This is a genomic window from Dactylosporangium fulvum (assembly GCF_025137375.1).
Taxonomy (GTDB): Bacteria; Actinomycetota; Actinomycetes; order Mycobacteriales; family Micromonosporaceae; genus Dactylosporangium; species Dactylosporangium fulvum.
This window is the reverse complement of the sequence record NZ_CP073720.1, coordinates 2,288,693-2,304,551: the sequence shown is the minus strand read 5'-3', so window position 1 is coordinate 2,304,551 and position 15,859 is coordinate 2,288,693. Positions and strand designations below refer to the sequence as shown.

At 73.8% G+C, this 15,859-nt stretch carries 9 protein-coding genes and 2 pseudogenes; 8 read left to right on the top strand and 3 right to left on the bottom strand.

Annotation, left to right across the window (positions count from 1 at the left end; all coding sequences use genetic code 11):
- Positions 1-181: 181 nt before the first annotated feature.
- Complete coding sequence (locus Dfulv_RS10740; RefSeq protein WP_406567958.1) at positions 182-2,089, bottom strand: amylo-alpha-1,6-glucosidase; 1,908 nt, start codon at positions 2,087-2,089, stop codon at positions 182-184.
- 167 nt (positions 2,090-2,256) lie between these two features.
- Here Dfulv_RS10740 and Dfulv_RS10735 point away from each other — a divergent pair, with 167 nt between their 5' ends.
- Entirely contained in the window at positions 2,257-4,911 is a 2,655-nt protein-coding gene (locus tag Dfulv_RS10735; protein ID WP_259862608.1) for an MGH1-like glycoside hydrolase domain-containing protein, read from the top strand.
- Here the strand turns inward: Dfulv_RS10735 and Dfulv_RS10730 are convergent.
- Entirely contained in the window at positions 4,908-6,221 is a 1,314-nt protein-coding gene (locus Dfulv_RS10730; RefSeq protein ID WP_259862606.1) for a helix-turn-helix domain-containing protein, read from the bottom strand. The genes Dfulv_RS10735 and Dfulv_RS10730 overlap by 4 nt on opposite strands.
- A 329-nt stretch (positions 6,222-6,550) precedes the next feature.
- On the opposite strand from Dfulv_RS10730, the gene Dfulv_RS10725 reads away from it, so the two are divergent.
- The gene (locus tag Dfulv_RS10725) at positions 6,551-7,105 is read left to right on the top strand and encodes a hypothetical protein (RefSeq protein WP_259862605.1); all 555 of its coding nucleotides are present in this window, start codon (positions 6,551-6,553) and stop codon (positions 7,103-7,105) included.
- A 357-nt stretch (positions 7,106-7,462) separates the two neighbouring features.
- Here the strand turns inward: Dfulv_RS10725 and Dfulv_RS48770 are convergent.
- A pseudogene (locus Dfulv_RS48770) lies at positions 7,463-7,879 on the bottom strand (ATP-binding protein); the annotation flags it as partial.
- A 63-nt stretch (positions 7,880-7,942) separates the two neighbouring features.
- Here Dfulv_RS48770 and Dfulv_RS10715 point away from each other — a divergent pair.
- The 6 genes and pseudogenes from Dfulv_RS10715 to wecB form a co-directional block, all read left to right on the top strand.
- Positions 7,943-8,689 (top strand): annotated as a pseudogene (locus Dfulv_RS10715) (PP2C family protein-serine/threonine phosphatase); the annotation flags it as partial.
- Positions 8,690-8,972: 283 nt separating this feature from the next.
- On the top strand, positions 8,973-11,639 hold the full coding sequence (locus Dfulv_RS10710) for a putative bifunctional diguanylate cyclase/phosphodiesterase (protein WP_259862603.1): 2,667 nt from the start codon (positions 8,973-8,975) through the stop codon (positions 11,637-11,639).
- A gap of 284 nt (positions 11,640-11,923) precedes the next feature.
- A complete protein-coding gene (locus Dfulv_RS10705) occupies positions 11,924-12,715 on the top strand; it encodes a serine/threonine-protein kinase (protein ID WP_259862601.1) in 792 nt (263 codons plus the stop codon).
- A 179-nt stretch (positions 12,716-12,894) separates the two neighbouring features.
- Positions 12,895-13,062 carry an LPXTG cell wall anchor domain-containing protein gene (locus tag Dfulv_RS10700; RefSeq protein ID WP_259862599.1) on the top strand — a complete coding sequence of 56 codons (168 nt, stop codon included), beginning with the start codon at positions 12,895-12,897 and terminating at the stop codon, positions 13,060-13,062.
- A gap of 3 nt (positions 13,063-13,065) precedes the next feature.
- Complete coding sequence (locus Dfulv_RS10695; RefSeq protein ID WP_259862596.1) at positions 13,066-14,388, top strand: glycosyltransferase family 2 protein; 1,323 nt, start codon at positions 13,066-13,068, stop codon at positions 14,386-14,388.
- Positions 14,389-14,628: 240 nt separating this feature from the next.
- Complete coding sequence (wecB, locus tag Dfulv_RS10690) at positions 14,629-15,798, top strand: non-hydrolyzing UDP-N-acetylglucosamine 2-epimerase (protein WP_259862594.1); 1,170 nt, start codon at positions 14,629-14,631, stop codon at positions 15,796-15,798.
- Positions 15,799-15,859 lie beyond the last annotated feature (61 nt).

Here is a 15,859-nt window from a genome sequence, read left to right as displayed (position 1 = left end):
CGAGGTGGTCGACGTGTCCCGATCAACGGAGAGTTGATCAAAACGCCCGCACTGGTACCCACGCGCGCCAACGCTGACACACGCAAACTCCGTTCGCGTGTGAGCTGGTGGGTGGGCTTGAGACTCATCCTGCCGGGCGAGGGTTACCAGGGAGGCAAATCTCATTTCTAGGGTGTAACGGTCACTCGACTTTTCGGCGGACACGCAGGGTCTCCGCCACCGACCAGGCCTGGAACGGGCAGCCGGTGGCCCGGTGCGGCGGTGCGCCGTCGGCCGTCTCGCTGACCGAGCCGATGCCCCACTCCCACAGATGAGCTTCGATCCCACGGAGAATCTCCGGCCCGGCGGACAGCGCGTCCGCGTACGGGCCGATCAGCCAGGGCCAGACCGTGCCCTGGTGGTAGGCGGCGTCCCGCTCGGCCGGCCCGCCCCGGTGCACGGCGGCGAAGGCGGGATCCGACGGGTCGAGGCTGCGCGGCCCGAGCGGGGTGAGCAGTTCGCACAACTCCGGCGGAACGGGCCTGCCACGCAGCGGCCCGAACGGCAAGCTCCACGCCAGGAGCTGGTTGGGGCGCAGCGCCGGGTCGTCGCCGGCGGGCCCGTCGACGACGTCGTGGAGGGGGGCCACCGGCCGGTCGCCGATCGGGAACCGCCGCTCGAACGACGCCTGCGCCCGGGCGCGGAGTCGGTGCTCGCCGCTCGCGTCCCGGCCGAGCCGCTCCTTGAGGGCCGCGATCGCGCCCAGCCCGTTGACCCACAGCGCGTTGACCTCGACCGGCTTGCCGGCCCGGGGGGTGATCGGCACCCCGTCGACCCGGGCGTCCATCCAGGTGAGCGCGACGCCGGGGGCACCCTGCGTGACGAGGCCGTCGGCCGGGTCGACCCGGATGCCGTAGCGGGTGCCGGCGAGGTGGGCGGCGACGACCGTGTCGAGCGCGGGCAGCAGTTCGGCGGCGAGGTCGTCGTCGCCGGTGCCGGCGACGTGCCGCTCGATCGCGTGGAGGAACCACAGGGTGGCGTCGACCGTGTTGTGCTCGGTCTGGCCGGTGTCGGCGGTGTTGGCGAGCATGCCCTCGGAGAGGGTGCCCGCGTAGGCGCGCAGCAGTTCGCGGCCCTCGTCGTACCAGCCGGTGGCCAGGAACAGGCCGGCGTAGGAGGTCATGGTGTCGCGGGACCAGGCGCCGAACCAGGGGTAGCCGGCGACGACGTCGGGCGCGCCCTGCGGGCCGGCGACCACAAACGCGTCGGCGGCGAGGACGAGCGCGCGGTCGGCGGCGTCGGCGGCGTCGTGGGTCAGGGCGCGGTTGCGGGCGCGGGCCCGGTCGACGACCCGCCGGGCACCGCGGCGGTGGTCGGTGGTCAGGTCGCCGGCGTCATCGGCCCAGGCCTCGACCTCGACGCTCTCCCCCGGTTGCAGCTCGGCCCGGAACTGCCCGGCGCACCACAGGTCCTCGTGAGCGGCCAGGCCGCGCTCCTCCTCCGCCCGGGTGCGGGCACCGCGGTACCACTCCCCGATCGGCTCCCAGCCGGGGCCGGCGATCCGGAAGGCCCGCTCGACCACCGCGCCGCCGGCCGAGCTCGCGACATGCGGCGGCGGGCCGCCCGCGGTCCGTTCGCCATGCGCGTCGCGCCAGGTGACCAGCGCCTTCAGGGTCAGTGTCACCGGGCCGGGTGCGCTCACCACCCGGTGCACGACGCCGAGGTGCGATCGGCCATGGATCATCGCCAGCTCGCGCTCGACGACCACCGGGCCGATCCGCCAGCGCCAGCGGGGCAGCCCGTCGACGAGGTCGAACCGCTCGAGCAGCGTGTGGCCCTGTGGGCTGACGACGCCACCGGCCCACTCGTGCGCGGCGAGCTCGACGGTCGCGCCGGACGGCAGCGTCAGGACCGGGTCGAGGGCGGCGAGGGCCAGGTGGCGGCGGGCGGGCCGGCCGGGTTCGGCGGCCACGAGCAGGCCGTGGTACCTGCGGGTCCGCAGGCCGGAGACGGTGCCCATGGCGTAACCACCGGCCCCGTCCGGGACAAGCCACTCACGCGTCGCACCAAGCGACAAATCACCACATACCTGCGGACCGAACACCACCATGCGCACAATCTTGGTGGCTGGGGGTGGCGAGTGGCGAGCACTTCGCCACAAGATTATTGATCAAGGGACTACATGGTGTAGGAACAAATGCCCTGAAGGGCCTGAAGGGGTCGATCGCCAGTCACACCTTCAACTTCACGGAAACATGGGCGACGGAGAATGGTTACGTGATCCAGGACGATGGGAACGCCGAGCGCCAGCGGCTGGCCGAGGCCGACAGCGGTGAGCGCCCATGGCGGGGTTGGGGCCCCTACCTCTCTGAGCGTGCCTGGGGCACCGTGCGCGAGGACTACAGCGCCCACGGCACGGCCTGGGACCACTTCCCCCATGATCATGCCCGTTCCCGGGTGTACCGGTGGAACGAGGACGGCATGGCCGGCATCTGCGACGACCGGCAGACGTTCTGCTTCGCGCTCGCCCTGTGGAACGGCAAGGACCCGATCCTCAAGGAGCGGATGTTCGGCCTCGGCGGCGACCTCGGCAACCACGGCGAGGACGTCAAGGATTACTGGTGGTATCTGGACTCCACGCCGACGCACTCGTGGATGAAGTGGCGCTACCACTACCCGCAGCAGGCCTTCCCCTATGACGAGCTCGTCGCCGAGAACTGCCGGCGGGGCCGGGACGAGCCCGAATACGAGCTGGTCGACACAGGGATCTTCGACGAGGACCGCTACTGGGCGGTCGAGGTCGACTACGCCAAGGCCGGCCCGACCGACATGTGCATCCGGATCACCGCGACGAACATGGGACCGGAACCGGCCACGCTGCACCTGCTGCCCACCCTGTGGTTCCGCAACACGTGGGCCTGGGGGCTGCCCGGCCGCGACTACATGCCGGAGATCCGCGCCAAGGACAACGGCCTGCTCGCCGAGCACCGCCTGCTCGGCCGGCTGGCGCTGACCGGTGACGGCACGCCCCGGCCGCTGCTCTGCAACAACGAGACCAATGGGCAGCGGATCTGGGGCAAGCCGGGCCGGGAGTATCCGAAGGACGGCATCAACGACCACATCGTCCACGGCAAGGACAGCGTCAACCCGGACGGCGTCGGGACCAAGGCCGCCCTGCACTACCTCGTCTCGGTCCCGGCCGGCGGCACACACGAGATCCGGCTGCGGCTCAACCTCAACGCGCCCGGCGCCAAGGACCTCGCCCCGGCCGACCTGAAGGCCGACTTCGAGTCGACGATGGCCCGCCGCAGGGCGGAGGCCGACACCTACTTCGACCACCTGGTGCCGCCGGCCGCGACGGCCGAGGAGAAGATGATCGTCCGGCAGAGTGTCGCCGGGCTGATGTGGGGCAAGCAGTTCTTCCACTTCGACGTGGCCCGCTGGCTGACCGGCGACCCGGTCGCCGAGCCGCCGCCGGAGAGCCGCCGCCACGGGCGCAACAGCCACTGGTGGCATATGAACAGCTGCGACGTGCTGTCCATGCCCGACCCGTGGGAGTATCCGTGGTACGCAGCCTGGGACCTCGCGTTCCACTGCGTCGCCATCGCGCGCGTCGACCCCGGGTTCGCCAAGGATCAGCTGCTGTTGCTGCTCCGCGAGTGGTACATGCACCCCAACGGGCAGATCCCGGCGTACGAGTGGGCGTTCGGCGACGTCAACCCGCCGGTGCACGCCTGGGCGGCGCTGCGGGTCTTCATGCTCGACGGCTCCCGCGACTTCGATTTCCTCGCCCGGGTGCTGCACAAGCTGCTGCTCAACTTCACCTGGTGGGTCAACCGCAAGGACGCCGAGGGCAACAACGTCTTCGAGGGCGGCTTCCTCGGGCTGGACAACGTCGGCCCGTTCGACCGCTCGGCCGCGCTGCCGGTCGGCGGGCGCCTGGAGCAGAGCGACGGCACCGCCTGGATGGCGATGTACGCGCTGAACCTCCTCGACATGTCCCTCACGCTCGCGGTGCACGACCGGGTGTACGAGGACATCGCGGCGAAGTTCCTCGAGCACTTCGCGTACATCGCCGACGCCGCCTACGAGTTCGGGCTGTGGGACGAGGAGGAGGCGTTCTTCTACGACGTGCTGCGCACCGCGGAGGGCCACCGGATCCCGCTGAAGGTCCGCTCGGTCGTCGGCCTGCTCCCGCTCACCGCGACGACGATCATCAGCTCCACGACGCTGCGGCGGCTGCCCGACGTGGCCGCGCGGCTGCGCTGGTTCCTCACCAACAAGCCGGAATACGGCGACGTCGTCGGCGCCAAGAAGAGCCGGGGCGGCCAGCAGCTGCGGCTGCTGTCGATGGTCGGGCCCGACCAGCTGATCCGGATCCTGCAGCGGATGCTGCACGAGGACGAGTTCCTCTCGCCCTACGGGCTGCGCACCCTCTCCCGGGCACACAAGGACGAGCCGTTCACGGTCCATCTCGGCGACCACGCCTACACGGTCGGTTACGAGCCGGCCGAGTCCACCAGCGGCCTCTTCGGCGGCAACTCCAACTGGCGCGGCCCGATCTGGTTCCCGGTCAACTACATCCTCATCGAGGCGGTCCGCCGCTTCGCCGAGTTCTTCGGCGACGACCTCCAGGTGGAGTACCCGGCCGGCACCGGGAAGATGGCCACCCTCGGCCAGGTCGCCGACGACCTGTCCCTGCGACTGGTCAAGATCTTCGTCAACGACACCGACGGCCGCCGCGCGTTCTTCGGCGACGTCGACCTGTTCCAGCGCGACCCGGCGTGGCACGACCTCCTGCTGTTCTACGAGTACTTCCACGGCGACACCGGGGCGGGCCTCGGCGCCGCGCACCAGACCGGCTGGACCGCCCTCGTGCTCGACCTCATCCTGACGCTGCGCACCCCGCCGGCATCAACCGAGCGGGACTAACGCTCAGGGGCCAGGCGGTGCCTGACCGCCCAGAGTGCGGCCTCGGTGCGTGACGCGGCGCCGGTCTTGCGCAGCAGGTTGGACACGTGCACCGTCACGGTGCGGATGGAGATGCCGAGCGAGCTGGCCACCTGCTGGTTCGTCATGCCGGCGGCCAGGCAGCCGAGCACCTCGATCTCGCGGGCGGTGAGGTCGCCGCCCGCCCGCAGGCTGTGCAGGAGGGTCTCCGCCTCGGTGAGCCGCCAGCCGGGCCAGTGGGCGAGCAGCGCGACGGCCCGCTCCGCGTGCTGGCGCGCCTGACCGGCCTGCCCGAGCCGCAGCAGCGCGTGCGCGACGGCGGTGTGCACGGCGGCGACGTCGGTCCTGCTCTGGTTGGTGCCGGCCGGGCCGAGCGCCTCCGGCAGCAGGTCGACCGCCTCGGTGTCGCGGCCGGCGGCCACCGCCAGGAGCAGGCGCAGCTGCGGGGGTCGTACGGCGACGTGCTCCTCGACCGTCGCCGCGGGCACGCCGCCGTGGAGGGCCCAGCGGGCCGCCTCGACGACCCGGACCGGACGGCACCGCTCGGCGCACTCGGTGAGGGCCTGCACCGGGTCGACGGGGTGCACCCCGCGGGCGGCGACCGCGACCCGCAGCACCCGGACCAGCCCGGTGTCGCGCCCCTCGGCGTCGGCGCGGGCCAGCATCCGCACGGCGAGCGGGTCGTCGCCGCGCTCCAGGGCCAGGAGCCCGGCGCGTGCCGTGAACCGCACCCGCTCGACCGGGTCGCCCTCGATCGGCAGGCGGGACCAGACCAGTGCTTCCGCCCGGGCCAGGTCGCCGGTGGCGACGGCGTGGGCGATGCCGAGGCCCGTCGTACGGCCGGCGCAGAACTCCAGCCCGAACCGCGCGAGAGTGGCCATGGCCTCGTCGAAGAGCCGGCGGCCGTCGACGTCGCCCAGCCTGGGCAGGCTGACGGCGACGAGGTTGTGGACGGCGCGGCCGACGGTGACCGGATCGTGGTCGCGTTCGGCGAGCCGGCGGGCCACGCGCAGGAGTGCGGTGCCGCGGTCGAAGGCCCCGGTGAACGCCAGCGCCGTGCCGAGGGTGACGGACGCGGGCGCGATCCCGATGCCGGCCCGCTCGGCGGCGGCGAGTGCGGCCTCGGCGAGGGCCAGGACACCGGCGGGCTCCTCGGTGCGCAGGGCGCTCTCCGCCTCGGCCGCGAGCTGCCGGGCGAGGGAGGCGGGCGACCCGCCGACCGCGGCGGCCCGGTCGAGCGCTCGCCGGTGCCCGTCCGGGTCCCCGAGACACCACCGGGTCGCGGCCACCATGCGATGCGCGTCCGCGACCTCGTCGGCACCGTCCCCCGCGGCGGCCGCGCCGCCTGCGGCTGAGACCGGCGTCCCTGCCGCCGCGGCGACTCCACCCGACGGCGCCGCCCGCCCGCCCGCCGCCGAGACCGGCGCTCCCGCCGCCGCGGCGGCTCCACCCGACGGCGCCGCCCGCCCGCCCGCCGCCGAGACCGGCGTCCCTGCCGCCGCGCCAGCTCCACCCGACGGCGCCGCCCGCCCGCCCGCCGCTGAAACCGGCGTCCCCGCCGCCCCGGGGGCGCGGCCCTCGGTGCCCGGGCGGCCTCGGCCAGGTCCAGCCACTCGGCCGCGTGGCCCGCGGCCGCCGCGAAACGGCCGGCCACGAAGGCCGCCGCGGCGCCGGCGGCGGACAGCGAGCGGCGCTCGGGGTCCGGGCACTGCAGGCGCAGGCCCAGCTCGACCAGGTCCAGCGCGGCCTCCGGCAGGCCGTCGGCGAGGCTCGCGACCGCGCCGCGGGCGGCGGCCGCGCGGGCCTCGCCGGGGCGGCCCAGCGCCGCCGCGTGGCGGGCCAGCGCCGGGTCGTCGCCGAGCTCCACCGCCAGCGCGCGGGCCAGGGTGTGCACCCGCGTCCGCTCGCCCGGCAGCGCGGTGCGGGCCAGCGCCTCCCGCAGGAGCGGGTGGCGGAACCGCAGCGGGCCCGCCGGCGCCAGGTCCGGGGTGATCACCAGCATGCCGAGGTCGAGGAGGCGGCGCAGGCCCGGCTCGACGTCGCCGCCGCAGACGTGGACCAGCACGTCGCTCTCGACCGGGTCGCCGAGCAGCGCCGCCGCGCGGGCCACCCGGCCGACGAGGGCCGGCTCGCCGGCGAGGGGCTCGACCAGCAGGCCTACCACGTGGTCAGGTAGCGGGGCGGTGGCCGGGCCGTCGGGGCCGTCCGGGGAGCCGTGGGCGGTGACGAGCTCGGTCAGCCAGAACGGGTTGCCGCCGGTGCGGCGCAGCACGGCGCGGACGGTTTCCGGCGCCGGGGTGCTGCCGTGGTATGCCTCGATGAGCTCGGCGGTCTCCCGCGCGGTGAACGGCGCCAGGTGGATGCGCAGCACTCCGGGCGCACCGCCGAGCCTGCGCAGTGTGCGGGCGGCGGCCGGGGCGAACGCGGCCTCCTGCGGCGGGCGGCTCGTCACGAGCAGCAGCACAGGCAGCGCCGCCCCGGCGAGCTCGCCGACCAGGGTCAGGCTCGCCGGGTCGAGGTCGTGCAGGTCCTCGACGACGAGGACGCCACGGTGGCCGTCGAGCAGCGCCCGGACCACGTCGACGGCGGCTCGCAGCATCGCGGCCGGGGCGAGCCGCGCACCGTCCGCGGCCGGCCCCGGGGCGGGCCCCGCGGTGCGCACCGGGGCCTGCGCGAGCTGGGCCAGCACGGCCTCGTCCACCGGAAGGCCGTCCGTGGACCTGCCGCTCAGGACCGAGGCCAGCCAGTCGTGCGGCGCGGCGCCGAGGGTTCGTGCGGCACCGGCCAGTACCACCTCGGCGTCGATCTGATCGAGCACCTCCGACACCAGCCGGCTCTTGCCGCTGCCGGCCTCCCCGGTGACCAGCACCACGCGGGACGCTCCGGACCGCCACGCACCCTCGATCCCGGCGAGCTCCGCGGCTCGGCCGACGAACGGGGCGGCTGGCATGCGGTCACCATACGCACAACTGCGTAGAGACGCCGTGTGGTGCGGTACGGCAGTCTGGCACGCATGGCAGAAGCGGAACCCCAGCCGCTGGCCCTGCAGTGGGCCGCACGCACCGAGGTCGGGCTGGTGCGGGGCAGCAACCAGGACTCGGTGTTCGCCGGCGACCGCCTGCTCGCCGTCGCCGACGGGATGGGCGGGATGGCGGCCGGTGACGTCGCGAGCCGGCTCGTCATCGAGGCGATGACCCCCCTCGACGGGGAGTTCGCCGGCAACGACCTGCTGACCGCGCTGCGCACGGCCGTCTCCGACGCCAACCGCCGAATCCGCGACGAGGTGGAGGCCGACCCGGCGAAGCAGGGCATGGGCACGACACTGACCGCGATCCTGTTCTCCGGCACCCGGATCGGGCTCGTCCACATCGGAGACTCCCGCGCCTACCTGCTGCGCGGCGAGGAGTTCGGCCAGATCACGCGCGACGACACGTATGTGCAGCTGCTCGTCGACGAGGGCCAGATCACGCCGGACGAGGCGACGACACATCCGCAGCGGTCCCTCGTCAGCCGGGTGCTGCAGGGGCAGCCGACCGATCCCGTGTACTCCGTGACGCCCGCCCGGGCCGGCGACCGGTACCTGCTGTGCAGCGACGGCCTCTCCGGCGTGCTGCGCGCGGAGACGATCGAGGAGGCGATGCGCGAGTACGACGACGTGGACGAGTGCGTCGACCGGCTCGTCGACCTGGCGCTGCGGGCCGGCGGGCCGGACAACATCACCGTCGTCGTGGCCGACGTCGTCGGGGACGACGTGCCGGAGCCGCGGGGCCTGCGCCACCGCCTGCGGTCGTGGCTCAGCAAGGACGAGGTCACCGGCGCGCGGCTCCCGGCGTAAACCACGGGCTCAGCCGCGGCCGGCGTTGTCCGTGACCGGGGCCTGCCGCTCGACGAGCTGACCCGCGGCACGCTGTCCGACCGGCAGCGACGCGACCGGCTCGCGGTGGTGCTCAACTTTTTCCTACACATCGGTAACCTCGGGTCCTGCCATTCGTTGCAACCGATGAGCACACCCCCAGCGCTCCCCTCGCGAAAGCGGCACGCCCGTGGTCACCAACCGACGCACGTTCTGGCTCGTCCTGGTCACGGCGGCAGCGGCGCTCGGCGCAGCGGCCGTCAGGGGGCCGGTCCTGGGTCTGTTCGCGGTCGCCCTGGCAGCGACCGCCGGCTCGCTCGTCCACGCCACCGCGCTGATCCGGCTCGCCCTGCGCATCCATCACGGCCGCCGCAACTTCGGGCCGTGCCGCGGCGCCGGCTTCCTCGGCATGGGCGCCCTGTTCACCGGCGCGGGGGTCGCGGCGACCGGGCTCTGCGCGCTCGTCGGGCCGGCGACGGCCCCGGGCCTGGTGGCAGCAGGCACCACGCTGGTGGCCGCGCCCACCTTCCTCCTCGGGCTGCTGCTCCTGCCCGGCACCGCGCCGACCGTCGGCGCCCGGCTGCGCCGCCTGCTCGACGGCCTGGGCATCGGCGTCAGCCTCTTCTACTGCGTGTGGATCCTCGTCCTCACCGACGCCCGCTCCGCGCTCAGCGGCCCGCTGCCGCTCGCGGTGTCGCTGAGCTGCTGCGTCGCCGTCGCCGTCGCGGTCGTCACCGGCCTGCGGGCGGTCCGGCACCGCCCAGCGGCGCTGTCGTGCAGCAGCGGCTCGGCACTGTCGATCGTCGGGCTGGGTGGTTTCGGGCTGCTGCTCCTCGACCACGGCGGGGCGGCGGGCACGCCGTGGCCGGCCGCCTCCGCCACCGCGACCGCCGGCCTGGTGCTCACCGGCCTGGCCCTGGTCGCCGGTCCGTTCCTCGTGCTCGCCGGCGCGCAGCGCGCGGACGACCGGCCGAGCCAGCCGCACGCCGCCGACGAGAGCGGCACCTTCGCCGGCTACCCGCTGCTCGTCGGGCCGGCGCTGCTGGCGTTCGGCGCCTCCGCGTTCCGCCTGCTCAGCGGCGGCCCGTTCGACGGGACCGCGGTCTGGCTCGGCGTCTCGGCGTTCGGCGCCCTGGTGCTGCGGGAGTACCTCGCCGCCCGGGACATCCGGCGGTACGCGCGGACGCTCGCCACCCGCGAGGCCCACTTCCGCACGCTGGTTGCCGGCTCGACGGACGTCGCGATCGTGTTGGACGCCGACCTCGTGGTGCGGTGGCAGTCCCCCGCGGCCGCCCGCCAGTTCGGCCTGTCCGACCAGGACGTGCTCGGCCGTTCGCTCACCGACCTGCTGCACCCCGCCGACGCGGCACCGGCCGCCGAGGCGCTGCGCGCCGTGCTGGCCGGCCGGCAGCACGTGCTGGTCCAGGCCCGGCTGCGGGACGGCTTCGGCCGGTGGCGCGAGACCGAGTCGACGGTCAGCGACCAGCGCTCGACGCCCGAGGTCGGGGGGCTGGTGGTCCACGTCCGCGACGTCGGCGACCGCGCCCAGCTGCAGCGCACGCTCGACGAGGTCACCTGGACCGATGACCAGACCAGCCTGGCCAACCGACGCAAGTTCCTGGCCAGCGTGGCGGAGGCGCACAGCACCGGCCTCGGCGGCTCGGTCCTGGTGCTGGAGCTGGAGCGCTTCGAGAGCGTGGCCGACCTGCACGGCCCGACGGTCGCCAACGCCGTGCTCATCGAGGCGGCCCGGCGGCTGCGCGCCTCGGTCGACCGGGACGACCTGCCGGCCCGGCTCACCACGGCCGCCTTCGCCGTGCTCACCGAGGCCCCGCTGGTGCACGCGTTCGCGCTGGCGACCCGGCTGGCGACCGCGCTTGCCGAGCCGTTCCACCTGCCGGGCCACACCGTGCACCTGGCCGCCGACGTCGGCGTCGCCGACCTGCGCGGCGCCGGCACCGCCGAGGAGGTCCTCCGCCACGCCGACGTGGCCCGCCGCCGGGCGCGGCAGCTGTCCCGCGGCCGGGACGGCGGGCGCGTCGAGTGCTACGACAAGTCGTTCGAGGCGGCGCTCGTCCGGCGCACGGAGATCGAGCAGCAGCTCCCGGGCGTGGTCGAACGCGGGGAGCTCGATCTGGTGTTCCAGCCGGTGGTCGACCTGACGCTGCGCACACCGGTCGGCGCGGAGGCGCTGCTGCGGTGGCGGCACCCGCGGCTGGGCCCGATCCCGCCCGCGGAGTTCCTGCCGGTGGCCGAGCAGCTGGGCCTGGCCGACGAGATCGGCGAGTGGACGCTGCACCAGGCCTGCCGGCAGCTCTCGCTGTGGCACCGCGACGGCCGTGACCTGTGGATGTCGGTCAACGCGTCGGCCCGGCAGCTCGCCGCCGACAGCTGGCTGGCCGCGGTCGCGACGGCCGTCGACACCCACTGCGTCCCCGCCGAGGCGATCGTCATCGAGGTGTCGGAGGCGGCCCTGCCCGACGACGTGCTCGCGGTCGAACAGCTGGCGGGGCTGCGCGCCCTCGGCACCCGCACCGCGATCGACCACTTCGGCACCGGCCCGACGGCACTGGCCCACCTGCGCCGGCTGCCGATCGACGTGCTGAAGATCGACCAGGCGCTGTTCAACGAGCCGGCCGGGCACTGCGGCCCGGCCACGCCGATCATCGACGTCGTGGTCGGCCTGGCCAAGCGGCTGGGCATCGACGTGATCGCGGCGGGCCTGGAGACCGAGTCACACGTCGACGTGGTGCGCGCGGCCGGCTGCCGGCTCGGGCAGGGCTTCCTGCTGAGCCGCCCCGACCACGCCGAGCACGTCGAGGCCTACCTGGAGCGCCACCGCACCCGCCTGCTCTAGGGGATGAGGGGCGGAGAGGACGAGCGGCCCAGCGTGACGACTCGAACACGAGGGCGGCGACGGGCCCGGCAATGGTGCGGCCGGCCTGGCGCGGCGCGCGGTGGCGCACGTAGCCGAGCCGGTTGATCACGGTTACCGAGATGTCAACTATGGGTTTCGACCAGCCTTAAGGTGCCTGCAATTCGACCTAAATTGCACTGTGTCGAGCATCGCGGGGGCTATCGCGAGCCGGACCGAATAGGGAATAGTCGTCGTTTGTGTCCGGGATCGAGGTTGGCCGCAGGGTGCTTGACCGCTACCTGCTGGTCCGTCCGATCGCTCGCGGTGGCATGTCGCTGGTCTACGAGGCGGTCGATCTCGAGCAGCTCCGCCCAGCCGCGGTGAAGGTGCTCGCGCCCGCGTTCGCGCAGAACACACGCGCCTGCCACGCCGCGCGCCGCGAGCCGCACCTCATGCAGCGGATGCGACACCCGACGGTGCCGAAGATCTACGGATACGGCGAGGTCGTCGCGGGCCGGGTGAGCGTGCCCGCGGTGGCGATGGAGCTGCTCAACGGCGTCCCCCTGGCACAGCGCCTGGCCGATGGGCCGCTGCCCTGGCAGCAGGCGGTGGAGATCGCCGCCTCGGTGGCCGAGCTACTCGCCGTGGCGCACCGGCGCGGCATCGCGCACCGCGACCTCACCGCCGACAACGTCATGCTGACCACCGCGGGCGTGAAAATCATCGACTTCGGGCTCGCCGTGCCGTTCGCCCACCCGGCGGCCGTCCGGGTCCAGCACGCCCCGGCCTGGGACGTGTACGCGCTGGGCGTCCTGCTCTACCGGATGCTCACCGGCCGCTCGCCGCACGCGCCCGGCGCGCGGCTCCTCCAGGCCGCCCCGACGCCGGTCGTCATGGTCCCCGGGGTGCCACGCTCCGTGGCCGAGCTGTGCCGGCAGTGCATGGCCAAGCGGCCGGGCGACCGTCCGGAGAGCGCGGCCGTCGCCCTCTCCCTGTGGGCCGAGTTCGCAACCGACTGGCACCGGACCGGAGCCCTCACTGAGAGCCACGGCACACCGGGTGACTACGGTGCGTAACTGACCCTTTTTGGCTGCGTAAGCGCCCTGTCGGGCGCTTGGGCGGACTTCGGCCGAAGCCTGGCATCACCCATTGTGATCGCCTCCCGGCCGGTTCAAGCTTCTCGGACAGGGTGCACGACGGTTGCCAGCAGGGAGCCGCCGGGCACCACCAATCGGATAGCCGAGGGGAAGCTGTCATGTCGTGTACGAAGGTCGCCGGCGGCGCCGCGACCTGCGGAGCCGCCGCAGGTTCACTGCCCGTCACCGGTAGCCCGGTCTTCGCCATCGTCCTGGCCGGTGTCGCGCTCGTCGTGACCGGCTTCTTGATGGTCCGGGCGTCCCGCTTCAACCGCAGCGCCGCCTGAGCCATGACGGCGATCCTGCTGGTCGGCTTCGTGTTCCTGGCGCTGTGGCCGGCGTACAACCTGGCACTGGTGGCGTTCTCCGCCAGTGACTCGGCCACCGCCGGACGCCGCCGTCGGCGCGATGCCATCGCACCGAACGGGAACGAGCCGCTGACCTTCTGGATCGTCGTGCCCGCCCTCAACGAGGAACGGGTCGTCGGCCGGACCGTCTCCGCCGCCCTCGCGCTCAGCGGGCCGGCGGGAACACGGACCAGGGTCCTGGTGGTCGACGACGGTTCGGACGACGGCACCCCGGACGTCCTCGCCGCCATCGACCACCCGGGCCTGACGGTCCTGCGCCGCGACTTCCCCAACGCCCGCAAGGGCAAGGGCGAGGCGCTCAACGCGGCGTTCCGCACGATCCGGGACCTCACCCTGCTCCACGGGGAGGACCCGGACCGGGTCGCGGTCGGCGTCATCGACGGCGACGGCCGCGGCAGCGCCAACATCCTCACCGAGGTGTCGCGGCTCATGCGGGACCCGGCGGTCGGCGCGGTGCAGACCCGCGTGCGGATCCACAACCGCAACAAGGTGCTCGGCGCGGTGCAGGACCTCGAGTTCGCCGCCATCGCCAACGCCAGCCAACTGCTCCGCGACGCGGCGGGGACGGTCGGGCTGGGCGGCAACGGGCAGTTCGCCCGCCTGTCGTCGCTGATGCGGCTCGGTGACGCGCCGTGGTCGCACTGCCTGGTCGAGGACCTCGAACTCGGGCTGCGGATGCACCTCAACGGTGAGCGCATCCGGTACACCTCCATCGCCGACGTCCGGCAGCAGGGCCTCGTCGACGTCAAGCGGCTGCTGCGTCAGCGCACCCGCTGGGCGCAGGGCAACCTGCAGTGCATCGCCTACGTGCCGCGGCTGGTCGCCTCGCGCCGGATCCGCAACCACGCGCTGCTGGAGATGCTGTACTACCTGCTCGCGCCGTGGCTGAACGCCTTCGGCACGGCAACGGTGCTCGCCCTCTGGACGGTCGCGGTGTGGCGGCTGCTCCCGGGGCACGGCGAGACGTTCATGATCCACTCGTGGGCGCAGATGGGCGGGGTCGCCGCCTTCTGGGTGGCCGGCATGACCGCGCCGGGCCTCATCTGGGCGCTGGTGCACCGGCTCCAACTGCGGGACGAGAGGCTCGGACGGTTGTTGCCGGCGGCGCTGGCGTACCCCTTCTTCCTGATGCTCGGCCTGGTGAGCACCTGGCGGGCGATCGGCCGGCAGATCGGCCGACGCCAGGCGTGGGCCAAGACCGAACGCCTGACCGAGGACCCGGCCACCGAGGCCGTCCCCGCCTGACCCCTCCCCCATCCCCCGTCCCCGTCCCCGGTCCCGCCCCTCGCCCCCGAGCCGCGCGATCTTGGACTTGTGGTCCCGGAATTGTCCGGAATTTCCGGATAAAGCCAGGACCACAACTCCAAGATCGCGCGGGACGATCGCGGAGCGAGCGCGGGACGAGCGCGAACGAGCGCGAACGAGCGCGGGACAGAGCCACAGCCACAGCCGCACGGACGCGGAACCACCCCAAGGTGACGCCACATGCTTCCTGAAGTCTTTCTCATCGCCGGTACCCGGCCCGAGGCCATCAAGCTCGCCCCCGTCGCCGCCGCGATGCGCGCCGCCGGGCGGCTCAGCCCGGTCCTGGTCGCCAGCGGACAGCACCCGACGATGGTCACCCAGGCCCTGGCCGCGTTCGACGTGGAGGCCGACGTGACCCTCCCGCTGGAGCGGGTCACCGGCAGCCAGCCCGAGCTGCTGACCGAGATGATCAAGCAGTTGGACGCGCTGCTCGCGGAGCGGACTCCGAAGGCCGTCATCGTGCAGGGCGACACCACCACGACGCTCGCCGGCGCGATGGCCGCCTTCTGGCGCCGCATCCCGGTCGTACACCTCGAGGCGGGCCTGCGCTCCGGCGACCTCGACTCGCCGTTCCCGGAGGAGGCCAACCGCAAGCTCGTCGGGCAGCTCGCCGCGCTGCACCTCGCGCCGACCGCGCTCGCCGCGACGAACCTGCTCGACGAGAGCGTCAGCCCCGCCAGCGTGCTCATCACCGGCAACACGGTCGTCGACGCCTCGCTGGAGATCGCGGCGAAGGAGCTGCCGTTCGAGGAGCCCGGCGTCGCGGCCGCGGTCGACGCCGCCACCCACGGCGAGGCCCGGCTGGTGCTCGTCACCGCCCACCGCCGCGAGTCGTGGGGCGAGCCGCTGGAGCGCATCCTGCGCGCCGTGCGCCGGCTCGTCGAGGCGTACCCGGACGTCCGCGTCGTCCTGCCCGCCCACGCCAACCCGGCGGTGCGCGCCCAGGTCGAGGCCGGGCTGGCCGGGGTGCCGCGGGTGACGATCACCGACCCGCTGCCGTACCCGGCGCTCGCCCGGGTGCTCTCCCACGCGTACCTGACGCTCACCGACTCCGGCGGCATCCAGGAGGAGGCCCCGTCGTTCAAGGTGCCCGCCCTGGTGCTCCGCGAGGTGACCGAACGCGTCGAGTCGCTCCACGCCGGCTGCGCCAAGCTCGTCGGTACCGACGAGGACCTGATCGTCGCGGAGGCCGCGCGCCTGCTCGACGACCCGATGCTGCGGGAGTCGATGACCGCCAACGGCAACCCGTACGGCGACGGGCTCGCGTCGCAGCGGACCGAGCAGGCGGTCGCCGCGATGCTCGGCCTGAGCTCCGCGCCGACGCCGATGCCCTCCCCGTCGTACGCCTGAGACCGAACCCACCTGACCCAGCCGCCTGACCGAACCGACCGCAGATCGCAGAGGTTGTCCC